Origin of the sequence: Streptomyces sp. AA4 (assembly GCF_000158875.1) — a bacterium.
Classification (GTDB): Bacteria; Actinomycetota; Actinomycetes; order Mycobacteriales; family Pseudonocardiaceae; genus Amycolatopsis.
In genome coordinates this window covers 1,245,526-1,267,413 of record NZ_GG657746.1, presented here as the reverse complement: position 1 = coordinate 1,267,413, position 21,888 = coordinate 1,245,526, and the positions used below count along the sequence as shown (strand labels likewise).

18 protein-coding genes are annotated in these 21,888 nt (G+C 69.8%); 6 read left to right on the top strand and 12 right to left on the bottom strand.

The genetic code is table 11. From position 1 onward, the window contains the following. Positions 1–502 precede the first annotated feature (502 nt). Complete coding sequence (locus tag SSMG_RS05990) at positions 503–3,379, top strand: BTAD domain-containing putative transcriptional regulator (RefSeq protein ID WP_009073777.1); 2,877 nt, start codon at positions 503–505, stop codon at positions 3,377–3,379. A gap of 52 nt (positions 3,380–3,431) precedes the next feature. Next, positions 3,432–4,220 (top strand): hypothetical protein, encoded by a 789-nt coding sequence (locus SSMG_RS05985; RefSeq protein ID WP_199785815.1) that lies wholly within the window; start codon positions 3,432–3,434, stop codon positions 4,218–4,220. Between the two features lie 3 nt (positions 4,221–4,223). On the opposite strand, the gene SSMG_RS05980 is transcribed toward SSMG_RS05985, so the two are convergent. After that, entirely contained in the window at positions 4,224–4,682 is a 459-nt protein-coding gene (locus SSMG_RS05980; RefSeq protein WP_009073768.1) for a DUF4396 domain-containing protein, read from the bottom strand. 262 nt (positions 4,683–4,944) lie between these two features. On the opposite strand from SSMG_RS05980, the gene SSMG_RS05975 reads away from it, so the two are divergent. Further along, complete coding sequence (locus tag SSMG_RS05975) at positions 4,945–5,958, top strand: autoinducer 2 ABC transporter substrate-binding protein (RefSeq protein WP_009073766.1); 1,014 nt, start codon at positions 4,945–4,947, stop codon at positions 5,956–5,958. A gap of 6 nt (positions 5,959–5,964) precedes the next feature. Here the strand turns inward: SSMG_RS05975 and SSMG_RS05970 are convergent, their stop codons facing one another. From SSMG_RS05970 to SSMG_RS05960, 3 genes are all read right to left on the bottom strand, one after another. After that, on the bottom strand, positions 5,965–7,530 hold the full coding sequence (locus SSMG_RS05970; RefSeq protein ID WP_037712703.1) for an esterase-like activity of phytase family protein: 1,566 nt from the start codon (positions 7,528–7,530) through the stop codon (positions 5,965–5,967). 90 nt (positions 7,531–7,620) lie between these two features. After that, a complete protein-coding gene (locus SSMG_RS45245) occupies positions 7,621–8,856 on the bottom strand; it encodes a hypothetical protein (RefSeq protein ID WP_009073762.1) in 1,236 nt (411 codons plus the stop codon). Positions 8,857–8,859: 3 nt separating this feature from the next. Further along, the gene (locus SSMG_RS05960; protein WP_009073760.1) at positions 8,860–9,621 is read right to left on the bottom strand and encodes a DUF4239 domain-containing protein; all 762 of its coding nucleotides are present in this window, start codon (positions 9,619–9,621) and stop codon (positions 8,860–8,862) included. 358 nt (positions 9,622–9,979) lie between these two features. On the opposite strand from SSMG_RS05960, the gene SSMG_RS05955 reads away from it, so the two are divergent. Continuing rightward, entirely contained in the window at positions 9,980–11,212 is a 1,233-nt protein-coding gene (locus SSMG_RS05955) for an IS110 family transposase (RefSeq protein WP_009072274.1), read from the top strand. 528 nt (positions 11,213–11,740) lie between these two features. Then, a complete protein-coding gene (locus SSMG_RS05950; protein WP_009073756.1) occupies positions 11,741–12,763 on the top strand; it encodes a family 2 encapsulin nanocompartment cargo protein polyprenyl transferase in 1,023 nt (340 codons plus the stop codon). A 3-nt stretch (positions 12,764–12,766) separates the two neighbouring features. Here the strand turns inward: SSMG_RS05950 and SSMG_RS05945 are convergent, their stop codons facing one another. The 6 genes from SSMG_RS05945 to SSMG_RS05920 all read right to left on the bottom strand — a co-directional run bounded on the left by SSMG_RS05945 (position 12,767) and on the right by SSMG_RS05920 (position 17,928). Next, positions 12,767–13,888: a CapA family protein gene (locus SSMG_RS05945; RefSeq protein ID WP_037716688.1), complete on the bottom strand. Its 1,122-nt coding sequence runs from the start codon at positions 13,886–13,888 to the stop codon at positions 12,767–12,769. Positions 13,889–13,973: 85 nt separating this feature from the next. Then, a complete protein-coding gene (locus SSMG_RS05940; protein WP_009073751.1) occupies positions 13,974–15,293 on the bottom strand; it encodes a DNA polymerase IV in 1,320 nt (439 codons plus the stop codon). A gap of 1 nt (position 15,294) precedes the next feature. After that, positions 15,295–15,600, bottom strand: coding sequence for a transcriptional regulator (locus tag SSMG_RS05935; protein ID WP_009073749.1), 306 nt, complete (start codon positions 15,598–15,600; stop codon positions 15,295–15,297). Further along, entirely contained in the window at positions 15,593–16,240 is a 648-nt protein-coding gene (locus tag SSMG_RS05930) for a hypothetical protein (RefSeq protein WP_009073747.1), read from the bottom strand. The genes SSMG_RS05935 and SSMG_RS05930 overlap by 8 nt, the downstream gene beginning before the upstream one ends. A 54-nt stretch (positions 16,241–16,294) precedes the next feature. Continuing rightward, positions 16,295–17,029, bottom strand: a complete 735-nt coding sequence (locus tag SSMG_RS05925) for an ABC transporter permease (protein WP_009073745.1) — start codon at positions 17,027–17,029, stop codon at positions 16,295–16,297. Further along, a complete protein-coding gene (locus SSMG_RS05920) occupies positions 17,026–17,928 on the bottom strand; it encodes an ABC transporter ATP-binding protein (protein ID WP_037712700.1) in 903 nt (300 codons plus the stop codon). The genes SSMG_RS05925 and SSMG_RS05920 overlap by 4 nt, the downstream gene beginning before the upstream one ends. 272 nt (positions 17,929–18,200) lie before the next feature. Between SSMG_RS05920 and SSMG_RS05915 the strand changes: the two genes are divergently transcribed. Next, positions 18,201–19,367 carry a macrolide family glycosyltransferase gene (locus tag SSMG_RS05915; RefSeq protein WP_009073741.1) on the top strand — a complete coding sequence of 389 codons (1,167 nt, stop codon included), beginning with the start codon at positions 18,201–18,203 and terminating at the stop codon, positions 19,365–19,367. A 38-nt stretch (positions 19,368–19,405) separates the two neighbouring features. Here SSMG_RS05915 and SSMG_RS05910 read toward each other — a convergent pair whose 3' ends face one another. Both SSMG_RS05910 and SSMG_RS05905 read right to left on the bottom strand, forming a co-directional pair. Next, on the bottom strand, positions 19,406–21,133 hold the full coding sequence (locus SSMG_RS05910) for an aminotransferase class V-fold PLP-dependent enzyme (RefSeq protein WP_009073739.1): 1,728 nt from the start codon (positions 21,131–21,133) through the stop codon (positions 19,406–19,408). Continuing rightward, entirely contained in the window at positions 21,130–21,885 is a 756-nt protein-coding gene (locus SSMG_RS05905) for an amino acid ABC transporter ATP-binding protein (RefSeq protein ID WP_199786163.1), read from the bottom strand. Before SSMG_RS05905 ends, SSMG_RS05910 begins: the two co-directional genes overlap by 4 nt. Between the last annotated feature and the right edge of the window lie 3 nt (positions 21,886–21,888).

Below are 21,888 nucleotides of genomic sequence, written 5' to 3'. Positions count from 1 at the left end.
CGCCCGTTTTCCCAAACCCCCCTCACAGCACTAGACGCCCCTCAACACCACCTACGAAGGTCGCACAATCCCGATCACCGACACCAGAACCTCACCCATCTGCCACCCCGGCACACACACCCCACCACCCCACCGCACCAATGCACCCGACGATCGAGGCACCCAGCCCCTCCCCCAACCCCGATACGAAGCCTCCCTGCGGTCCGGGGGTGCTTGTCAAGGCATCTTTCCCGCCTTGACAAGCACCCCCAGACCGTCAGCACAATCAAGCTTCGGGGTGCCCCACGCAACCAGGGACGGCAATGTCGCCCGCCAGGGCGACGAGCCGACCCCCAAGCCCCCGCACATGAAAACAATTCACCCCCAACCCCGCCCAAACCCCAAGTGACATCCCGCCCGACACCACCCCTTATGGGGTATTCCTCCCCCACCGGATCTAGCTAACCGCCCCAAACGCTCCTAGCATGCCGACCATGGGGACCTTGCCGCCAAGGCGGGTAAATTGATTTCGCTGACCTTCCGGATCCTGGGGCCGCTGGAGGTCGTCGCCGAGGGCAGGGCCGTACCGCTGGGCGGCCCGAAGCCCAGGCTGCTGCTGGCCGCACTGGCCCTGCAACCCAACATCGTCGTCTCCACCGAGGCCCTGGTCGAAGTCCTCTGGCCGACCACCGCCCCGCGCTCCGCGGCCGCCAACATCCGCACCTACGTCCACTCCCTCCGCAGACGCCTCGCGGAGACCTCCCCCGACCTGGCCGACCGCATCACCAGCCGTGCCTCCGGTTATCTCCTCACGGTCCCGGAAGACGAACTGGACCACCTGGTCTTCACGAAACTCGCCAAAGAAGCCTGGGAATCCCAAGACGACCCGGAAGCCGCCCTGGCCCTGCTGGACCAAGCGCACTCCCTCTGGCGCGGCGAGGTACTGGAAGGCCTCCCGCACGATCCCACCTGGGGCCCGACCGTCGCCCGCCTCGACGAACTGCGCCTGGCAGTACAGGAACAACGCCTGCGCGCCCGCCTGGCCCTGGGCCGCCACAACGAAGTCATCGCCGAACTCCGCGCGCTCGTCACCGAACACCCGCTGCGCGAAGAACTCTGGCACCACCTGATCACGGCGTTGCGCGACGCGGGCCGCACCACCGAAGCCGCGGAAGCGTACGAGCTGGTCGAGCAAACCCTCGCCGACGAACTGTCCGCGAGCCCCGGCGCCGCCCTCCGCGAACTCCGCACGACTCTCGAAGTCCCGTGCGGCAAAGTCCCGCCGATCTGCCAGCTTCCCTTGGACCTGCCGGATTTCACCGGCCGCGGCGAAGTAACCGAGCGTCTGGTCGCGAAACTCCGCCACCACGCCGAAGCGGAACGCCCCGCGGTCGTCGTCCTGTCCGGTCCGCCCGGCATCGGCAAATCCTCCATCGCCGTACGGGTAGCGCACGCGGTCCGCACCGTTTTCCCGGACGGACAGTTGCATGTGGACCTGGCCGGAACGTCGTCGTCCCCGCGCTCGCCGATGAGCGTGCTGGCCGAACTCCTGCGCGCACTGGGCATCCCCGATTCCGGCCTTCCCCGGGACCTGGCCGAACGCGCCGCGCTCCTGCGTTCCCAGCTCACCGGACGCCGCATGTGTGTCGTCCTGGACGACGCGGGCAGCGCCGCCCAAGTACGCCCGCTGCTTCCCGGCGCGGGCGCGTGCGCGGTGCTGGTCACCAGCCGAATCCGGCTGCCCGACCTGGCCGGAGCCGTCCCGGTGGACGTCGACCTCCTGCCCGAACCGGAAGCCGCGCGGCTGCTGGAAGGCATCGTCGGCCACGAACGAGTCGCCGCCGAACCCGAGGACGCCGCGGCGATCCTGCGCCAATGCGGGCATCTGCCGCTGGCGATCCGGGTGGCCGGAGCCAAGCTCACGCACCGGCCGGCCTGGTCGCTGCGCATCCTCGCCGACCGTCTCCACGACGAGCACCGCCGCCTGGACGAACTGCGCGTCGGAGACCTGGCCGTCCGGGCCAGCGTGACCCTGAGCTACGACCTCCTGCCGATGTCCGCCGCCGCGGCCTTCCGCCGTCTCGGTGCGCTGGGACCGGTGCAATTCCCCGCCTGGGCGGTCGCCGCCGTCCTGGGCCGGCAGTCCGCCGACGACGTCCTCGACGTGCTCGTCGACGCGCACCTGGTGGAACTGGTCGCCACCGACGTCGCGGGCCAGCCGCGCTACCGCCTGCACGATCTCCTGCGCGTCTACGCCGCGGAGCTGGCCGAGCCCGACGAAACCCGCGCCGCGCTCGGCCGCGTGCTGGAGGGTTATCTGGCGCTGGCGGTAGAAGCCGCCGAACGCATGCCGATCCACTTCTTCGGCCAGTACCACGACGACACCGACCTCACCCTGCCGCCGGAAGCGGACCGCCTCCTGACCGACCCCGCCGCCTGGTTCGCCGCCGAACGCGCCACCTGCGTCGCCGCCGTCGGGCTCGCCGCCGAACACGGTTTCGACGACCTGACCTGGCGGCTCACCGTCGCTCTCACGCCGTACTTCGACCTGCGCGGCCACCAGGACGACTGGCACGCCACCCACCTGATCGCCCTGGAAGCCGCCCGCCGGGCGGGCGCGATCCGCGGCGAGGCAGTCGTCCAGCGCAACCTCGGCCAAGTCCTGCTGTACCAAGACAACGACGCGGACGCGATGGTCGCCTTCGAAGCCGCCCGCGAGCTGTACCAACAGATCGGCGACCAGCAAGGACTCGGCGAGGCCTACGCCGGTCTCGGCACCGTGCTGCGAATGCAAGGCCAAACCGACCGTGCGCTCGAACCCTGCCACGAAGCGCTCCGGCTGTTCGGAGAAGCGGGCGACCCGCACGGCGAAGCGGTCATCCGGATCGCGATCGGCTCGATCTGGGTCGCGCGCAAGTGCTACGCGACCGCGCGCCGGTGGTACACCGACGCGCTCGAGCTGTCCTGCGAAATCGGTGACCGGCACCGGGAAGCCCATGCGCTGCAACGGCTCGGGCTTCTGCACCAGCGCGAGGGCAACCTCGCCGAGGCCCGCGAACACGTCACGCGCGCCATCGCGGTCTTCACCGATCTCGGCGACGACCACTGCGTCGGCTACGCGAACCAGAACCTGGGCGAATTGTGCCTGTACAGCGGCGATCTCGCGCACGCGCAGCTGCTGCTGGTGAACTCGCTGAGCGTGCACCGCCGCAACGGAGACCGCCGCTCCGAAGCCCACGCCTCCCAGCTCCTCGGCGAACTCCACTCCGCGCTCAGCCAGCCCGAACGGTCCCGCAGCTACGCCGAACGCGCGCGGGCCATCCGCCGCGAGCTGTCCGCCGACGCCCCGGCCGACGAACGGCCGCGCAAAACCGGACCGCACCGGATCGTGTCCGCCTGACGCGCGGGCCCGGTTGCGCGGCCAAACCGGCGCGCCAGGCCACGATGCGCTGATGAACACCAGGAAAGCGGCTGGTCACGTGCTTCTCGCGATGGCAGTTATCGCTTTGTCGACTCCGGCGCCCGCCTCGGCGAAACCGAAGCACGGCAGAAGAGTGCTGGAGAGACCGCTGACCTACCGCCTCTACGCGACCCGCGAAGGGCTCGTCGGCGGCACCACCTCGAGCGGGCACCGGATCACCGAACGAGACCATTTCGTCGCGCTCCCGTCCACGAAAACGGTGTCGTCCAAGGGAAGAGGCACGTTCACCGTCCGGGTCTGCCGCACTGACGGCACGCGCTGCGAGTACGCGCCGGTGTGGGATGTCGGACCGTGGAACGAACACGACGACTACTGGAACCCCGCCGACCGGCGCGCGACGTTCACCTCGCTGCCGCAAGGCGTACCGGAAGCACAAGCGGCGTACCAAGACGGCTTCAACGGCGGCAAGGACGAACACGGCCGCACCGTGCGCAATCCAGCCGGCCTCGACCTGGCCGACGGCACGTTCTGGGACGGCCTCGGCCTCAAAGGCAGCAGCTACGTGGACGTCACTTTCCTGTGGACCGGCGATTCCCCGGCCACCGGCGTGGTGACCGGAGGCGCGCCGCTGGTCGTGCGCACGTCCGCGAACAACGACGCGCCGCCCGCCGGATTGGCCGCCGACTCCGCGCAGGTGCCGATCGAGTGTTCCGTGCAAGGCGATGCAGTGGACGGAACCACGCGCTGGAACCGGATCAGCCCCGGACACTATGTGCCCGAGGCCTATCTCCGCGCCGACACCGCCGTGCCGTCCTGCTGAACCTCAGTGCTGGTGGTGGGCATGCACGACCGCGTGCCCACGACCGCGGCCGATCATCCACTTGTTGACCGGAACCGTCACCACGAAGGCGATCGCGAGCGACAACGCCAGCGACAGCCAGAACAATCCGCTCGACAGGCCCGCGTCCATCGCACCCGGGATCGCCTCGACGACCGTGTTGTCGATGACCTCCATGACCGCGATCGACACCGTGTCCGCGGCGAGCGCGACCTTGAAGGCGGCGCCGAGCGCGAGGCCCGACTTGAGCACGCCGCGCATGGTGAGGGCGTAGCCGAAGACGAACGCCAGCACGATGGACAGCACCACAGTGGCCGCGTTGTGCAGGCCGAACGCGGTGCCGAGAACCATGCCGAGCACTTCGCCGATGGCACAGCCGGTGAGGCAGTGCAGCGTCGCCTGGGCGGCGGTGGACCAAGACGCTCCGTGCTGGTGTTCGTTCATGCTGGCAACTATACCCCCTTAGGGTATCTGGAGGGCAAGATCGCCCGATGTGATGACCGTCGCCCGGCACCGCCGGAGGCCGGAGTGTCCGAATTGGACGACCGAGCTTCCCGGACGAAACGTGCCCAGTGGGCGAGGAGCACGCTGCGCCGTCCGGCGGTCGAACTCTCTTGCGTAACCGTTTGGTCGCGTTCGGTTGACCCCCTGCCGCCACTGGCCCTACCTTCGGCTGCCAGGTGACAAAGCCGGGGAACGGTGGGGGATGCGAGGGCGGACCAAAACGCTCGTGCTGGGTGCGGCGCTCGTGGCGACCGCGGCGGCGGTGGCGGCCAGTTGCTCGCCGGTCCTGTCCGACTCGGCTCCGGAGCCGGCGAAAATCGCCTTCGTGCCGAAAATCGGCGGCATCCCGTACTTCGACGCGATGAACGCCGGCGGCATGCTGGCCTCCCGGCGGCTCGGGGCGAAGTGGTCGCTGCACGCCCCGGCGTCGCTCGACCCGGCCGCGCAGACGGCGATCCTGCGGCAGCTCATCGCCGAACGCGTGGACGTCATCGCGGTCGCCCCGAACGATCCGGCGGAGCTGGCCCCGACGATCGCGGAGGCGCGGGAGAAGGGCATCCACGTGCTCACCACGGACACCGACGCCGCCGATTCGCAGCGCGAGGTCTTCGTCAACCAGACGACGGCCGACGGCATCGGTTCGGCGCTGGTCGACTCGCTGATGAAGAAGACCGACGGCGCCGGCGAGTACGCGATCGTCTCGTGCGGGCGCGCCGCGGCGAACCTGAACTCGTGGATCGAAGCCGAGAAAACGTATGCGGCGCAACGCTATCCGCAAGCGAAGCTGGTCGAGACGGTGTACGCCGGCGAGGACACCACCACCGCCACGAAGCTGGCGAAGGAGATCCTCAACCGGCATCCGAAGCTCACCGGCATGATCGGCCAGTGCACCACGGCGACGCCCGGCATCGCGCGAGCGGTGCGTGATCAGCAGAAGATCGGCCAGGTGTTCACGGTCGGCACCGGGACGCCGCAGACGATGAAGCCGTATCTGGTCGACGGTTCCTGTTCCATGACGGTGCTGTGGAACGTCGAATCCCTCGGCTATCTCACCGCGTGGACCGCCGAGCAGCTCGCGACCGGCACCCCGCTCCGGCCCAAGAACAACGTGAGCCCGGAACTTCCCGCGGTGCACTACGACGCGGCCACCCGGACCGTGCTGCTCGGCGATCCCCTGCTGATCACGCAGAACAACGTGGATCAGTTCAAGTACTGACGGTCGTCAGCGCACGTCGACGGTCACCGTCAGCGTGCGCGTCCGCGCCGGCAGCTTCGCCAGGTCCACCTGCAGGTACTCGCCGTCGTCCGGCCGGCCGTTCGGCTGGGTCTTGGCGTGCAGGGCGTAGGGAGCCGCCGAGTTCGCGACCCCGTCGATGCCGAAGTCGCTGTCGTTGCTGATCACCACGGTGCGGCCGCCGTCGGTCGTCGCGACGCCTTCGACCTTGTCGTGCCCGAAGAAGCCCCCGCTCGGGTCAAGCCCGGTCACCAGGCCGCCGACGTCGAGGAACAGCTTCTTCGCCACTGGCGTCATCCCGACCTTCGCCAACGCGTCCGCAGCCTCCGCGGTGGTGGCCTTGCCGACGTACGCCTCGATGCTCTTGCCGCCGTCCACGAGAAGCCCGCCTTTGGCCGCGTCGTACGTCGCGCCGGGCACCTTCGCCGCCGGTCCGAGGTCGGTCGCCTTGCTCAGGTCGATCTCGAACAGCTTCTTGTACGCGCCGGGTTCGGCCTTGCCGTCGCGCTCGTCCACGAGGAACCGGGTCGACGAGAGCGCGGTGATCTCGGAGACCGCGGTGCCGGTCTCGTCGGGGTTGTCGAGCAGGTAGGCGTACTCGTGCGTGGCGCGGGTCTTCAGGTCGACAGTGACGATCCGCAGCGCGGGTACCTTGCTGGGCTTCTTCGTGAGGTCCGGCTGCTGCAGCGCGGACTGCATGATGCCGACGAGCGTCCGGCCGTCCGGCGTGAGCGCGAGGCCCTCCATGCCCTTGTTCGGCACGCGGTTCTTCAGCTCCTGCGGCAGCGAACCGTCGAACGGCGAGAGCCGCTCGATCGCGCGGCCGTCCGCGCGGAAGTGCGTGATGAACGGGCCGTACTCGTCCGAAACCCAGAACGTCCCGTCGCGTGGGGCGACCAAGCCCTCGGAGTCGTAGCCGTTCGGCGACGCGGGCAGTTTCTTCCCGGCGAGGTCCACGATGGTCTCGCCGGTGTTCGCCAACGTGTTGACCTGGCCGTTGTACGGCGAACCGTCGGCCGCGCGCAGCGGAATGGTCCGCTCCAGCACGGCTTTCCCGCCCTTGAGCCGGAATTTGCCGATGGCGGGCGTGAACGACGGGAGCGGTTCCACTTTGGACCCGTCCGGACCGTCGACGTTCGGGCCGCGGTCGGTGAGCCCGTAGAACTCGTCGCGCTCGCCCGGCACCGGAGTGAGCGCGGACCCGTATCCGCCGCCGGTGATCTTGACGCCGCCGACGGTGCCGAGTGGCGGCAAGTCCGTCGGGTACAGCCGGACGGCGTCGCTCACGGTGTAAGTGAACGTGTCGCGCCCGGTGAACCCGGCGGCGGGCGTGTAGCGGAACGAGCCGTCCGGGCCGATGGTCAGCGCGCCGTGTCCCGGATCGGTGTGCCGCACTACCGCGCCGTCGCGCTGCGCGTCGCCGCGTACCTGCAGCGTTTGCCCGGCCCGCACCCGGTAATGGTCGCCCGGGTGCCCCTTGGCCTCGGCCGGGCCCGCAGCGGCCAGCGGCAGCACCAGCGCCCCGGCGACCAGCCCGATCTTCACGCGTTTCATCGGCTTTCTCCTCCTCTGACGTCTTTTCGACGCCGGAGGGAGTCTCGACGGCCGAGTTGGACAACGTCGGTCATCGAGACGACCGCCGCGTTAACGAGCGCGCCGTGCACGAGCCGCTACTGCACCTCCTCCGACGATCAGCAGGACCGCGGCCACGCCCCAACGTCGCTGCTTCTTGACGTTGTCGTGTGCTTTCGCCGCGCGTTTCTCGGGCGGTTTCTTGATGGCCTTCACCGGGGCGGCGCGCGACGGCGCCGGGGGTTGGGGCCTTGGGATGGGCTGGATGATCGCGTCCGGCGGTTGCGGGGACGGCGTGGGGGTCGGGGTTGCTGGATTCGGCGTCGTCGGGGGCGTCGGCTGAGGTGCCGGGGTTGACGACGGCGTGGGGCTCGCCGAGGTCGACGGCGCGGGAGAAGACGGAGTCGTCGACGAGGTGGTCGGCGGGGTCGAGGACGACGGCGGCGGGGGTGGCGGTGGTGGTGGTGGTGGCGGCGGCGGGGGTTCGGCCAAGCACCCGGCGCCGTCGGACAGCACCAGCGGCGGTCCGGTGCTCACCTCGACCGGAGACCCGCCGTCCAGCCGATACGTGACGCTCCGCCCGTCGATCCAGTTCGCCGTCGCGTAAAGCTTGTGCTCCGGCCCGAACACGACCGAACCGTAAACAGCCTCCGGGAATCGCTCGCCCGGCACCTTCGCGACCTTCCCCGTCACCGGGTTCACCGTGACCACCGCGCCCTCGCCGGTGGACGAAACCCCGTACAGCAGACCGTCTTCCGGGTTGTACGCGAAATCGTCGATCCCCGAGGCGAGCCACCACGGGTGCAGCAACACCGGTCCAGTCGCGGTGAGATAGCCGGAACTGCGCGGATCAACGTCCACTGTGTACAGACTGGTCGCGCGCTTCACGTACCAGGAATTGCCGGACATCGCCCCGGCCGTCGCGCCGGTCACCCAGCTCCACTCGCCGTGGTGGGTGTCGCGGCCGACCGCGCCGAGGTCGGTCAGCTCGCCGTCGGAGTCGATCCGCACCGCGTGCCAGCCGTCGTGAAAGCGTCCGTCGGCGACGCCGTAGGTCACGTCCTGCGCCGCCGAGTACGCGATGGCGTTCAGCGCGAAAGGACTGTGGTGCAACAGATGCCGCGCGCCAGAGGGCAACGTCAACCGCACGATGTCGGACGACCACCCGTCGCGGCTTTCGACCTGCAGCACCCGGCAGGACGGCGCGGCCGCGCGCGGCCGCGCCGGAGCCAGCCAGCCGGACGCGACGAGCAGCCCGGCGACCGCGGCCGCGGCGGCCACCACAGTCAGGTACCGGGAACCTCGCACCGGTCAGCCGAGCCGCGAGATCGCCGTGGTGAACGCGTCCGGATGCACGTTCGCGCCGCCGGCATAAGGGTTCTGCAGCTGATAGATCGCATACAGCAGCAGGACGATCGTGCCGGCCAGCGTCGACACGATCACCAGGTGCGCCGCCATCCGCGTGCCGCCGAAGAGGTTCGGCAGCAGGATCGAGATGACGCTGCCGAGGACGAGCGCGAACCACATGACCGCGCCGACGCCGTCGGTTTCCGCGCCGGTGAGCCGGGTCTGGCGGGCCTGGTAGACCTGCCAGAGCTGGGCGGCGGCGTCCTTCTTCCGGTCGTTCGTCCAGTCGTCGCTGGCCTGCGCGTTGGCGACCACGCGGCGCATCTGGTCGAGCTGGGTCCAGCCGGTGTCGGGGACCGGGCCGTCGTCGACGAGCCGGGGCCACTCCTGCTTGGAGACCGTCGTCGCGTACGCGATGGCCAGGCGCCGCACCTGCTCGCCGGTGTCGCCGGGCAGCGCCTGCGCCGACCAGGTGGCGGCGACCAGGCCCTCGGCCTCGGTGTAGGAACCCTCGCGCGTGGCCGTGACGGCGTCGAAGAGCGAGATCAGCACGAACGCGACCAGCACCGCGTGCAGCCCGCCGACGATGGTGAACACCTGGCCCGCGGCGTCGTTGTTGTCGCGGCGGCCCTCGTCCCAGCCGAAGCGCCGCACGAGATAGCCGATCACCGCGGCGACGATCGCCCCGCCGACGACCCAGAACACCCCGGTCACGTAGACGTTCATCCGGTTCCTAATCGGTAGTAGGGATAGTTCTTCCGGCTCGTGACCGGGTCGGTTGGTGCTGGTCCGCCGGCGGGCGACGCCTGTGGGTTCCCGTCGTTCGACGACTTGTGAAAGAACGGCGCGTCCGCCGGTGGACTGGTGATCGTGGTGGTGGGATGTCGTGGCCCGAGTCCGCCGCAGGAGGTGACCTCTCGATGTGTTCCCGAGCTTCGAGCTCTTCGACAGAACGAGGACCCTGCGGTGTGCTGGAGTCACGAACGGCTACTGAGATGACGGACCGCCGAGTCCCGCGATTAGGGCGCTGCGTGACCCCGCCTGGACCCGTGAGCAGCAGCAACAGGAAAGGAAACGTGACGGTTTGACACTGTTCTGCGGCATCGACTGGGCCGAATCCCACCACGACGTCGCCATCATCGACGACACCGCAACCGTGATCGCCAAAGCCCGCATCGGCGACGACGCCACCGGGTTCGCCCGGCTGCTCGACCTGCTCGCCGAGGCCGGAGACACCGCCGACGCGCAGATCCCGGTCGGCATCGAAACCGACCACGGGCTGCTCGTCGCCGCGCTGCGCTCCACCGGCCGCACCATTTACGCGATCAACCCCCTCTCGGCATCGCGCTACCGGGCCCGGCACCAGGTGTCGGGCGCGAAGTCCGACGCCGCGGACGCCGCGCTGCTGGCCAACATCGTGCGCACCGACGCGGCCGCGCACCGACCGCTGCCGGCCGACACCGAACTGGCCCAAGCGGTGCGGGTGCTGGCACGAGCGCAACAGGACGCGGTCTGGGCCCGCCAGCAGCTGGGCAACCAGCTCCGGTCGCTGCTCAAGGAGTTCTACCCCGCGGCGCTGGAAGCGTTCGCCGGACAGCCCGAGGGCGGCCTGGCCCGCCGCGACGCCCGCACCGTCCTCGCCGCCGCCCCGACACCCGCGCTCGCAGCGACACTGACCCGCGCCCGGCTGCGGACACTGCTGACCAAGGCCGGACGCCGCCGCAACGTCGATGCCGACGTCGACCGCCTCCACGGCGTGTTCCGGTCCGAGCGGCTGCGGCAACCGCCGATCGTGGAGAACGCGATGGGCATCCAGTTTTCGGCTCTGCTGAGCCAATTCGAGGCCGCCTGCGCCGCCTCCGACAGTCTGGCGGAGGCGGCACGGACACATTTTGAACAGCACCCGGACGCCACGATCATCACCAGCTTCCCCGGCCTCGGACTGCTGGCCGGCGCCCGGGTGCTCGCCGAAATCGGAGACGACCGCACCCGCTTCACCGATCCCCGCGGACTGAAGGCCTACGCCGGATCCGCACCGATCACCCGCGCCAGCGGCCGAAAAACCGTGGTCTCGCACCGCCACATCAAAAACCGCCGCCTCGCCGCAGTCGGACCCGTCTGGGCGCTCGCCTCGCTGCGAGCCAGCCCCGGCGCACGACGCCACTTCGACACCCGCCGCGCCGCCGGAGACTGGAACCACCAAGCCCAACGCCACCTGTTCAACAAATTCCTCGGACAACTCCACCACTGCCTGCAGACGGACCGCCTCTACGACGAACACCAAGCCTTCCCACCTCCTCCAGCCCACACGGCTTGACTTCTAACAACCTGAGATGTCTTTCGCGCGGCTAAATACGCTGGCTGACGCTATCCAGCCGATTCCGGAACCGACAACGGCGAAACCCGCGATTCAGCCGGGTGGCCGCCCGCCGCCCGCGCGGTTCGCCGGATCGGAGCAGCGGGACGGGCACGCATTCCCCCGATTGCTCTTGCTCGACAAGGGAAAACGGCGCGGATACCGGTCGCGCGCACTCGACCGGGTTACGGCAGCAGACCCACCGTGACGCACCCCGGGTTGTCAGCCGGACAACAGCACCGGCAATGTCCGAAAAGGAGCTTCGGCAAACAGGTGAATCGGACCCGGCTACCCGATCGAGTGATTGTCGAGAACATCCACCTTGCTATGTTGATGCGCGGCGCCGCTCACGATTCGCATTCCTCTCCGGAAAAACCGCTCGCGCTGTCTTCCGGCGTTTTCGACGTTAGGTGGTTTCGCAGTGATCGTCCCGAGCCCCTCCGCACTGTCCACTGTGGCCGCCGCGCCCCGTCCGGAAGCGGGAGAACGATGACGACCGTGGACGCCCGCACCGGGGCCCGCTCCGTGGCCGAGGTGCTGGACTGGAGCCGGAGCAGGTGGGAACCGGCGATGCGCGCGGCGGTCGACCGGCTGCCAGTATCGATGCGCCGGATCGCCGGCTACCACCTCGGCTGGTGGGACGAAACCGGAACGGCGACGACCACGTCCGGCGGCAAAGCCCTGCGCCCCGCGCTGGTCCTGCTGTGCGCGGAGGCGTGCGGCGGAGACCCGGAAGACGCCGTTCCCGCGGCGGTGGCCGTCGAACTGGCACACAACTTCTCGCTGCTGCACGACGACGTGATGGACGGCGACCGCACCCGGCGGCACCGCCCCACCGCGTGGACCGTGTTCGGCACCGGCCAAGCGGTGCTGGCCGGGGATTCCCTGCTGGCGCTGGCCTTCGACGTCCTGTCCGCGGACGGCCCGGCCGCCGCCCGCCTGCTGAGCACCGCGGTGCTGGACCTGCTGCACGGTCAGCACGAGGACCTGGCGTTCGAGCAACGGACCGACGTCGAAGTGGCGGAATGCGTCCGAATGGCCCAAGGCAAAACAGCGGCCCTGCTGAGCGCGGCGTGCACGCTGGGCGTGCTGGTCGTCGGAGGCCGCGGCGAGCACGTCGAACGTTTCGGCCGCTTCGGCCGCTCGCTGGGCCTGGCCTTCCAGCACGTCGACGACCTCCTCGGCATCTGGGGCGACCCGGCGGTCACCGGCAAGCCGGTCTACTCGGACCTGCGCAGCCGCAAGAAATCCCTCCCCGTCGTCGCGGCGCTCGCCTCCGGCACCTCAGCCGGCCAGGAACTGGCGATGCTGTACCGGCAGCCCCTCGCGGACGACTGCCTCGCCAAGGCCGCGGCGCTGGTCGACGAAGCCGGCGGCCGGTCGTGGAGCCACGCCCAGGCCGACGAACTGCTCACCGACGCGCTGACTGCCCTGACCGCGGCCAACCCCGCCCCGCGCGCGACGGCCGAACTGACCGCGATCGCCGAACTCATCACCCGCCGGGACCACTGACCGTCACCGCCCCGGCCGGCTCAGCCCTTCGTCCCCCGCCCCCTGGGAAAGCACCACCTGATCGGTGTTCGCGAGCGCTTCCTTCCCGCGCTCGCTCGGCGGTGCGGCCGTGAGGTCCCGCAACCGGATCGGCGGCCCGAGGTCGATCAACGTGGGCACGTACTCCGCCTTGTCCACTGTCCATTTCCCGCCGGCCCGGCTGAACCGGAACCGAGCCGCGACGCCCTCCTCGGTGGACCCGCGAGGTTCGTCGTGCCGCGCGACCTCGTTGCCGAGCCCGAACGCCACCCACTTGCCGCCGACCTTCTGGAACGGCTGCACCACATGCGCGTGATGCCCGACGATCAGATCGAGATCCGGCGACGCCGTCAGCTTCTGCGCCAACTGCTTCTGGTCAGCGGTCACGTCGTGCTGGTACTCGACTCCCCAGTGCAGGCTCGCGATCACGACCTCCGCCCCGGCCGCCTTCGCCTCCCGCGCCGCGGAGAGGATCTCGCCGGGGTCGATTTCGTTGGCCAGCCACGGTTTCCCGGCCGGCCGTTTGATCCCGTTGAACCCGAACGAATACGACAGCTGCGCGACCTTGACCCCGTGCACGTCCAGGATCAGCGGTTTCCCCGCCTCCTCGGCCGAACGCGCGGAACCGGTGTGCTTGATCCCGGTCCGGTCGAGTTTGTCGAGCGTCCGCTGCACCCCCGCCGCGCCCTGGTCGAGCGTGTGGTTCGACGCGGTGGAACAGGTGTCGTATCCGGTGTCCTTCAACGCGTCCGCGATTTCCGGCGGCGCGCTGAACGACGGATATCCGCTGTACGGCCCGCCTTCCGGCGCGAGCGGCGTTTCGAGATGGCAGATCCCCAGATCCGCGCCGGACACGAGCGGTTTGACCCCGGCGAACAGCTGCCGGTAGTCGATTTTCCCGCCTCCGTCCGCCTCGGCCTGGTCGGTGAGCCGCGGGTGGATCAGCACGTCCCCGGTCGCCACGACGGTGAACGAATCCGGCGAAGCGGCCGCCGAGGAAGACGACGACGGTCCGGCCGAGGACCGGTGCGGGGCGGCTTCGCTCCCACACGCCGCCAGCATCAGCGCGACCCCGGCGAGGGCGGCGGCGCGGCGCGTGTTCGTCATGATCATCCCCTTTGCCCGACTGCCCGGCACATCCTTCCTTATCACCCTTGTGGGTTAACAACCCGGTCGTGACCTGGCCAAATGCTCAGGCTAGGCAGTCGGAGGGTTCTCCGCGCGTCAACGCCGGATCGGTCTGGTCGAACGTCCGCGCGACGCCGGGACCGGACGTGCGCGTCTCGAACCGCACGGTCACCCGGCCGTGCCCCGCGCCCTGCACCCAGCCCGTGCCGAACTCGGCGTGCACCACGTCGTCGCCTGGCCGCCACCCCGATGACGACACGGGCGCGCTCCCGCCCGGCGACGGCGCCGAAGTGACCACCGGCTCCTCCGTCGCCACAGGCACGGTCAAGCTGAACAACGCGTCCTGATGCGGCACCGAAAGCCCGCTGAACGCCACGCCCGCGAGCCGCACTCCGCCGAACTCCTGCGGGTCGAGCAGGAGCCGTTCCGCGGTAGCCGCAAGCTGTTCGAGGTCATCGGTGGGCGACGCGGTGGTCTCGGAGCGGGTCACCGTGCTCATGTCGGTATGCCGCAGCTTGATCACGACAGTGCGCGCGACGCGACCCGCCTTCACCAGGCGAGCGTGCGCGCCAGCCGCGATTTTCCTTACCTCGGCCCGCAATCGGGCGAGATCGACCACGTCGACGTCAAAGGTCGTCTCCGCACTCACCTGTTTGGCCTCGCCGCGCTCCGCGACCGGACGGTCGTCGAATCCGCTCGCCAGCCGTCGCAAGTCGCGGCCGACCACGCCGCCGAGCGTCGACACCGCGTCCGGCTCGGGCAACGCCGCCAGCTCGCCCAAGGTAAGCACGCCGATCGTGCGCAACTTCGCTTCCGCCACCGGCCCAATCCCCCACAACGCGCGCACCGGCAGCGGGGCCAGAAACTCGCGTTCGGTCCCCGGCGGCACGACGAGCAGACCGTCCGGCTTCGCGCGGTCCGAACCGATTTTCGCGACCTGCTTGCCTGTCCCCGCCCCGATCGACGCGGTCAGCCCGGTCTCTTCCCGGATCCGCGTCCGCAGTTTCTCGGCCCACTCGGTCACCTGCTCGACCGAAGCACCGGCCAGCGCGGGCGGTTCGGCGAACGCCTCGTCGAGGGAAATCCGTTCCAGCACCGGCGCGACCTCGCTGACGACGTCGAAAACCTGCTTGCTCAGCATTTCGTACAACCGGAACCGCGGCGGCAGCACGACGCCACCAGCCGGAAGGAGCCGTCGAGCCTGCGACATCGGCATCGCGGAACGCACGCCGTACTCGCGGGATTCGTAGCTCGCCCCGGCGACGACGCCGCGGTGTCCGGTTCCGCCGACCACGACCGCGCGCCCGCGCAGCGTCGGCCGGGTGAGCTGCTCGGCGGAGGCGTAGAACGCGTCGAGGTCCAGGTGCACGACCCAGCGAGACATCTCAGGTCCCGGCGTCCAGGAGCCGTTGCAACGCCTTGGTGTAAGTCTCGAACGCGGCGCGGCCCTTGCTGGTGAGCCGCACCAGCGTGACCGGCGTGCGGTGTTCGTAAGCCTTGGTGATCTCGACGTACTCGGCGTCCTCGAGCTTGCGCAGATGGGTCGAGAGGTTGCCCGCGGTCATCTCCAGCAGCTGCTGCAGCCGCGGGAACGTGATCTGGTCGGCCGGACGCAGCCCGGCGAGCGCGACCGTGACGCGCAGGCGCGCCTGGGCGTGGATGACGGGGTCGAGTTCCGGCAGCTCAGTCACGGGGCCGCACCACGTAGACCAGCGCCGCGACCGCGAATCCGCCGCCGCCGGCGAGCGAGAGGACGAGGAAGTTGCCGGGCACGCCGACCAGGACGCTCGCCCCGCCGCACACGATGATCCAGCCGCCGAGGAAGTACTGCCGCAGGTCCTGCCACAGCATCCCGCCCGCCAGGTAGAGCGCGCCGGTCAGCAGCAGCGAGGTGCCCGACCACAGCAGCGGCACGAGGTCGGAGCCTTCGGGAAGGAGTTTGGTGACCCGGATGTCGATCAGGCACAGCGCGGCGAACGAGATCCCCCACGACCAGCCGTACATCGCGCCGATCCGCCGGGACGGGCCGCGGATGCCCCGGCTGGGTTTGCTGCCGTGCCAAGCGGAATAGGCGATCGCGCCCGCCATGAGCACCGCGACGACGAGGCCCGCGACCCAGCCGGGCAGCAGCGCCGCCGACCGCTCGTCGGAGAGGTAGACGAGGCCCCAGCCGAAGAGCCAGGTGAACGCCCAGACGCCGAGCAGACGCGCCGGGCTGACTCGCAGCTCCCGGCGCGTCCGCTCGTGCTGAAGGGCGATGAGTTCGAGCGACTCCGCCGCGGACAGCGGCTCGCCCTCGTCCTCGACGGGGTCCCCCGCGTCGTTGTTCACCCCGGACCGCCCTTCCCCCGTACTGACCCCGCATGCAGCACGGAAGCTAACACGTCACGCGACCTTCACCGGGCCCAGCCGGAACCGCCGCACCACCACGAGCGCGGGCACGACCAGCCACGCGGCCAGCACGCCGACCGCGAGACCGAGCCCGCCGGCGTGGTCCACCGGAAGCGTGCCGACGCGGCCGAGCCAGTACGTAGGGAAGAAGCGCGCGAGCGCGGACATCCATTCCGGCAGGAACGCGAGCGGCATCCACAACCCGCCGAACACGCCGAGCGGCAGCATCAGCGCCCCGGTCATCGCACCCACCGTGTCGCCCTTGCCGAACAGGCCGAGCAGCAGCCCGAGCACCGCGAACGGGAGCGCGCCGAGCCACAACGAGACCCCGCTGAGCAGCCACTGCGCCGCGGTGAGCTGCACCCCGCGCACCGCGCCGGCCACGAAGATCACCACGACCACCGGCAACGCCATCGCCATCGCGGACGCGATCTTCACCGCGAGATAGCCGGGCCCGCGCATCGGGGTGAGCCGCAATTGCCGCTGCCAGCCGTCCGTCCGCTCGGTCGCGACGCGGGTCCCGGTGAACAACGCACCGCTCATCGCGCCGTACGCGCCCATGTTGATCATCGTGGTGACGCTCGCCTTGATCCCGCCCGGCCCGACCTGATCGCCGAACAACCCGCCGAACAGCAGGAACATGCCGAGCGGGACCGCGATGGTGAACAACGCGAACTGCGGGCTGCGGACGATGCGCAGGATCTCCAAGCGGAGGTAGACGAGGTTCATCGGAGCGCTCCCTGCGGCTCGTCGGAGGTGAGGGCGAGGAACGCTTCCTCCAGCCCCGCGGAGGTGATCTCGATCGAGCTGGCCCGCGGAAACTCCGCGAGCAACGCCCGGATCGCCAGGTCGGAGTCGGTGCAGCCCAGTTCCGCGCGATCGCCCTGCACGCGTGCGCTGGCGACCCCTGCGAGTGCGGCCAGAGATTCCTCACGGGCACCCGGTATCGCTGCCCTGATCACCCGCCCGGACACATTCGCCCGCACCTCGTCGACCGCCCCGTCCGCGACGACCTTCCCGTGCCGCATCAACACGACGCGGTCCGCGTAGTCCTCCGCCTCGGCGAGGTAATGCGTCGCGAAGAGGACAGTGCGCCCTTCCGCGGTGAACTCATGCATCGACGCCCAGAACTCGCGCCGAGCGTCGACGTCCAACGCCGCCGTCGGCTCGTCAAGAACCAGCAACTCCGGGTCGCCCGTGAGCGCGAGCGCGTACCGGACCCGCTGGAGCTGCCCGCCGGACAACTTCCCGCACCGCCGCTTGGCGAACTCCCCGATCCCGGCCCGCGCGTAAACCTCCTTGGCGGGCAAGGGATTCTCGAACATCGACCGATGCAACTCGACCAGCTCGGCCGGCGTGACATCCCGGAGCAAGAACCCGTTCTGCACCATCGCCGCGAGCCGCCCGGAGTCGAGCGCCGCCCGAGGCGCCCCGCCGAACACTTGCACGCTTCCCTCATCCGGCGAGGCAAGCCCGAGCAACATGTCGATAGTGGTCGACTTGCCCGCACCGTTCGGCCCGAGCAACGCGACGACCTCGCCCCGCCGCACCGCCATCGACACGCCGTCCACCGCGCGGACCTGCTTGAACTGCTTCACCAGGCCGGTCAGCCTGAACGCTTCCGTCATCTCGTCCCCCAGTTCGCTGTCTTCAACTTTGTAACACAAAGTGGGTTGTGGTGGAAAGTAGTGGGTGATGCCGAGTCGTTCACCAAGCGGAATCCGGGTCGGCTAATCCGGTTGCTCCTGGCAACCAGCCGCACTACCGTCCCGCTTCATGACGATCTTTGCCCGCTGCCGCCAGTCCTGATCCCGGCACGACTTTCCGGCCCGCCTGCCACCAGGCGGCGCCCGCTCTGCGTGCCGGACCGCGTCTCGTCCGGAAAGGACACTTCCGCTTCATGGGCAAGCACCTCGTCATGGTCGGCTGCTCCGCGCCGAGCCACGTCTACCCCTCGCTGGGGATCATCCGCGAGCTCGTGCGACGCGGGCACCGGGTCAGCTACGTCGTCGGCGAACCGCTCGCCGAACTGGTCGCAGCGACCGGCTCGGACGTCGTCGCGCATCCCACGATCTTCCCGCTCGGTCCCGGCGCGGAATGGCCGGAGGACCCGGCCGAAGCGATGCGCGTTTTCCTCGACGAGGCCGTCGCGATCCACCCGCAGCTGCTCGAAACCTTCGACCAGGACCCGCCCGACCTGCTGCTCTACGACATCGGCGGCCTCGGCGCCCCACTGCTCGGCCTCCGCTACGACGTGCCCGCGGTGCAGCTCTCCCCCACCTACGTCGCCTGGGACGGCTACGAAGAAGAACTCGCCGACGTCCTCAAACCGATCCGCACGTCACCGTCCGGAATGGACTACCAGCGAGCGTTCACTCAGTGGCTGGCCCAAAACGGCGTCACCGAAGACGCCTGGACCTGGCTCGCGCGACCAGTGCCGATCCTGTCGCTGATCCCGCGCGCGATGCAGCCGAACGCGGACCGCGTGCCGGAGGACCGCGTCCAGTTCGTCGGCCCGTGCCTAGACCCGGCGCGCGCCGCCGAGCACTGGACGCCGCCGTCCGACGGGAAACCAGTGCTGCTCGTGTCGTTTGGCACCGCGTACAACGACCAGCTCGACATCTACCGGCACTGCATCACCGAATTCGAGGACTGGCACGTCGTGCTCTCGGTCGGCAAGCACGTCTCGAAGGACGACCTCGGCCCGCTGCCGGAGTCGGTCGAGGTGCACGAAACGGTGCCGCAGCTGGCGATCCTCGACGTCGCGTCCGCCTTCATCACGCACGCCGGGATGGGCGGTTGCACGGAATCCCTGTGGTACGGCGTGCCGACGGTCGCCATTCCTCAGGCCGTCGACCAGTTCGGCAACGCCGCGCAACTGGAGGCGTTAGGGGTCGGCAAACATCTGCCCGCGGAGCAGGTGACCGCCCAGTCCCTCCGCGAAGCCGTCGACGAGGTCAGCAGTTCGCCTGACGTGGCCGCGCGATTGGCCGAGCTGCGTGCGGAACTCCGTGCCAACGGCGGCATCGCCGCGGCTGCGGACGCGGTGGAGAAGTTCCTGGACTGAGCGCCCGCCCCGGCTTGGCCGCAAGCCCGGCGGAGCGGCTACCCAGCCCGGATCTCATTGAGATAGTTGTAAATCGTGTAGCGCGTCACCTCGAGCTGCCCGGCCAGATGGTCGACCGCGTCCTTGATCAGGAAGTACCCGGCCTCGTCCAGCTCGCGCACCACCGCCGATTTGTGCCGCTTCTTCATCAGCTCCACCGGAATCCCGGACTTCCCGATCGCGCGTCCGACGAGGAACCGCTGCAGGCTGTCGACGTCGGGCAGGAACGTCTCCTCCCTCCGTTCCTCGGACGTCTGCGCCGCGGCCGGAAGTTCGCTGTTCACGCACAAACACCCGATCGCGGTACCCTCGGCGTCGCGCAGAAACAGCGTGGACGAACGGATCTCGCGCCCGTCCGGACTGTGCGTGCGGTAGTTGGTCAGATCCTGCGTCGTGCCCCGCCGGACGAGCCCGAGCAGCAGATCCGTCATCGGCCCGCCGACCGAGCGGCCGGTGAGCTTCCCCGCGATCGCGACGATCGAATCCGGCAGCTTCGACAGGTCGTGCAGCAGCACCTCGTTGCCCGGACCGAGCATCGCCGCCAGCCCGTCCACCGCCGGAATCAGCGCGGTGAGCAGCTCATGCGTCGCCGTGCCCGAAGCCGACGCGACCGGCACGACCCGGCGAGGCCGCAGCAGCGTTTCCAACGCATCCCGCACCAGGTCAGCAGCCGCCGCCGGGGTCGACGCGTGCGGCGACAACCGGACGTGTTCCGGACGGACCGTCGCCGCGATCCCCGCCGCCGTCAACGCCGCCCCGACCTGCTCCGCGGGTTTGTCCGGCAACGAGAACGCGAGAATCCCGGCCCGCCGCTCAGTCGCCGACACGATCTCCGCACCGAACGAACGCAGCACTTCTTCGAGTTCGCCGACGCGTTCGCCGATCCGGTTCGCGATCGCCGCGACGCCCGTTTCCTCGACCAGTTCGAGCGCCGCCGCGAAGGCGCCGGACGTGACCGGGCTGAGGTTCGAGATCGACCAGCTGGCCGCGGTCGGGTCGGCCGGGTGGATCTCGTTGTCGAACAAGCCGGGATCGCGCGCGCCGGTCCACCCGGAGAGGATCGGGTCCATTCGCGCGAGCGCCCGGTCGGACAGCACGGCGAATCCGGTGCCCCAGCCCGCGCGCAACCACTTCTGCCCGCCGACCACGAGCACGTCGGCGACTTCCCACGGCGCGTCGATCACCCCGAAGCCCTGGATCCCGTCGACCACCAGCAGCCGGTCGCCGACCACCTCGCGCAGCGCGGCGAGATCGGCCCGGTAGCCAGTGCGGAAATCGACCGCGCTCACCGAAACGACAGCGGTTTCCGGAGTGAGCGCGTCCGCGAGCCGGTCGGCGGTGACGTAACCGCCTTCCAGCCGCCGCATCCGCACCCGCCCGGCCTGTTCGGCACGCGCCCACGGATACGTGTTGGCCGGGAATTCCGCGGCCGACACGAGCACTTCGCCGTGGCTGTTGAACGCGGCCTGGAACAGACCGAGGCTGGTGTGCGGGAGCAGCACGGTGTGGTCGGTGTCGCTGCCGCAGAGCCGCGCGGCCGCCGCTTTCGCGCGGATCTCCTGCCGCATCAGCTCGTCCACAGTGGACGGACCGGCCTTGGTCGTCGCCTCCAGCAGCCGCGCGGTGGTGTCTAAGACAATGTGCGACGGCGGCCCGAACCGCGCGAAGTCCAGGTAGCCCGCGGGCTCGTCGAACTGGAGCAGGTACCGGGGCGGGATCCGGGTCACGAGAGGACCCGCGCGAGGAACTGCCGCGTCCGCTCGTGGTCCGGGGACTTCAGCACGCGTTCGGGCGGCCCCGTTTCGACCACCGCGCCGTCGGCGAGGAAGACCACCTCGTCGGCGGCCTCCGCGGCGAAGGCCATCTCGTGCGTCACGACCACCATCGTCATCCCCTCCCGAGCCAACGTACCCATCACCGCGAGCACCTCCCCGACCAGCTCCGGGTCCAGCGCGGACGTCGGCTCGTCGAACAGCATGAGCTTCGGCTTCATCGCCAGCGACCGCGCGATCGCGACGCGCTGCTGCTGCCCGCCGGACAGCTGCCCCGGGTACGCGCCCGCCCGGTCCGCGAGCCCGACGCGGTCGAGCAGGTCCAGCGCCTCTTTCCGCGCCTTGTCCGGGTCCACGCCGAGCACCCGCACCGGTCCCTCGACCACGTTCTCCAGCGCGGTCCGGTGCCCGAACAGGTTGAAGCGCTGGAAGACCATGCCGATGTCCCGGCGCTGCCGGGCGACGTCCTTCTCCCGCAGCTCGTACAGCTTGCCGCCGCGGAGCTTGAACCCGATCGGCTCGCCGTCCACCCAGACCTGGCCGCCGTCGATCGTCTCGAGATGGTTGAGGCAGCGCAGAAACGTGCTCTTCCCCGCTCCCGACGGTCCGAGCAGGCACACCACCTGTCCTTTGCGGACCTCCAGGTCGATGCCCTTGAGCACCTCGGTGTGCCCGTAGTTCTTGCGGACCCCGACAGCTTTCAGCAACGG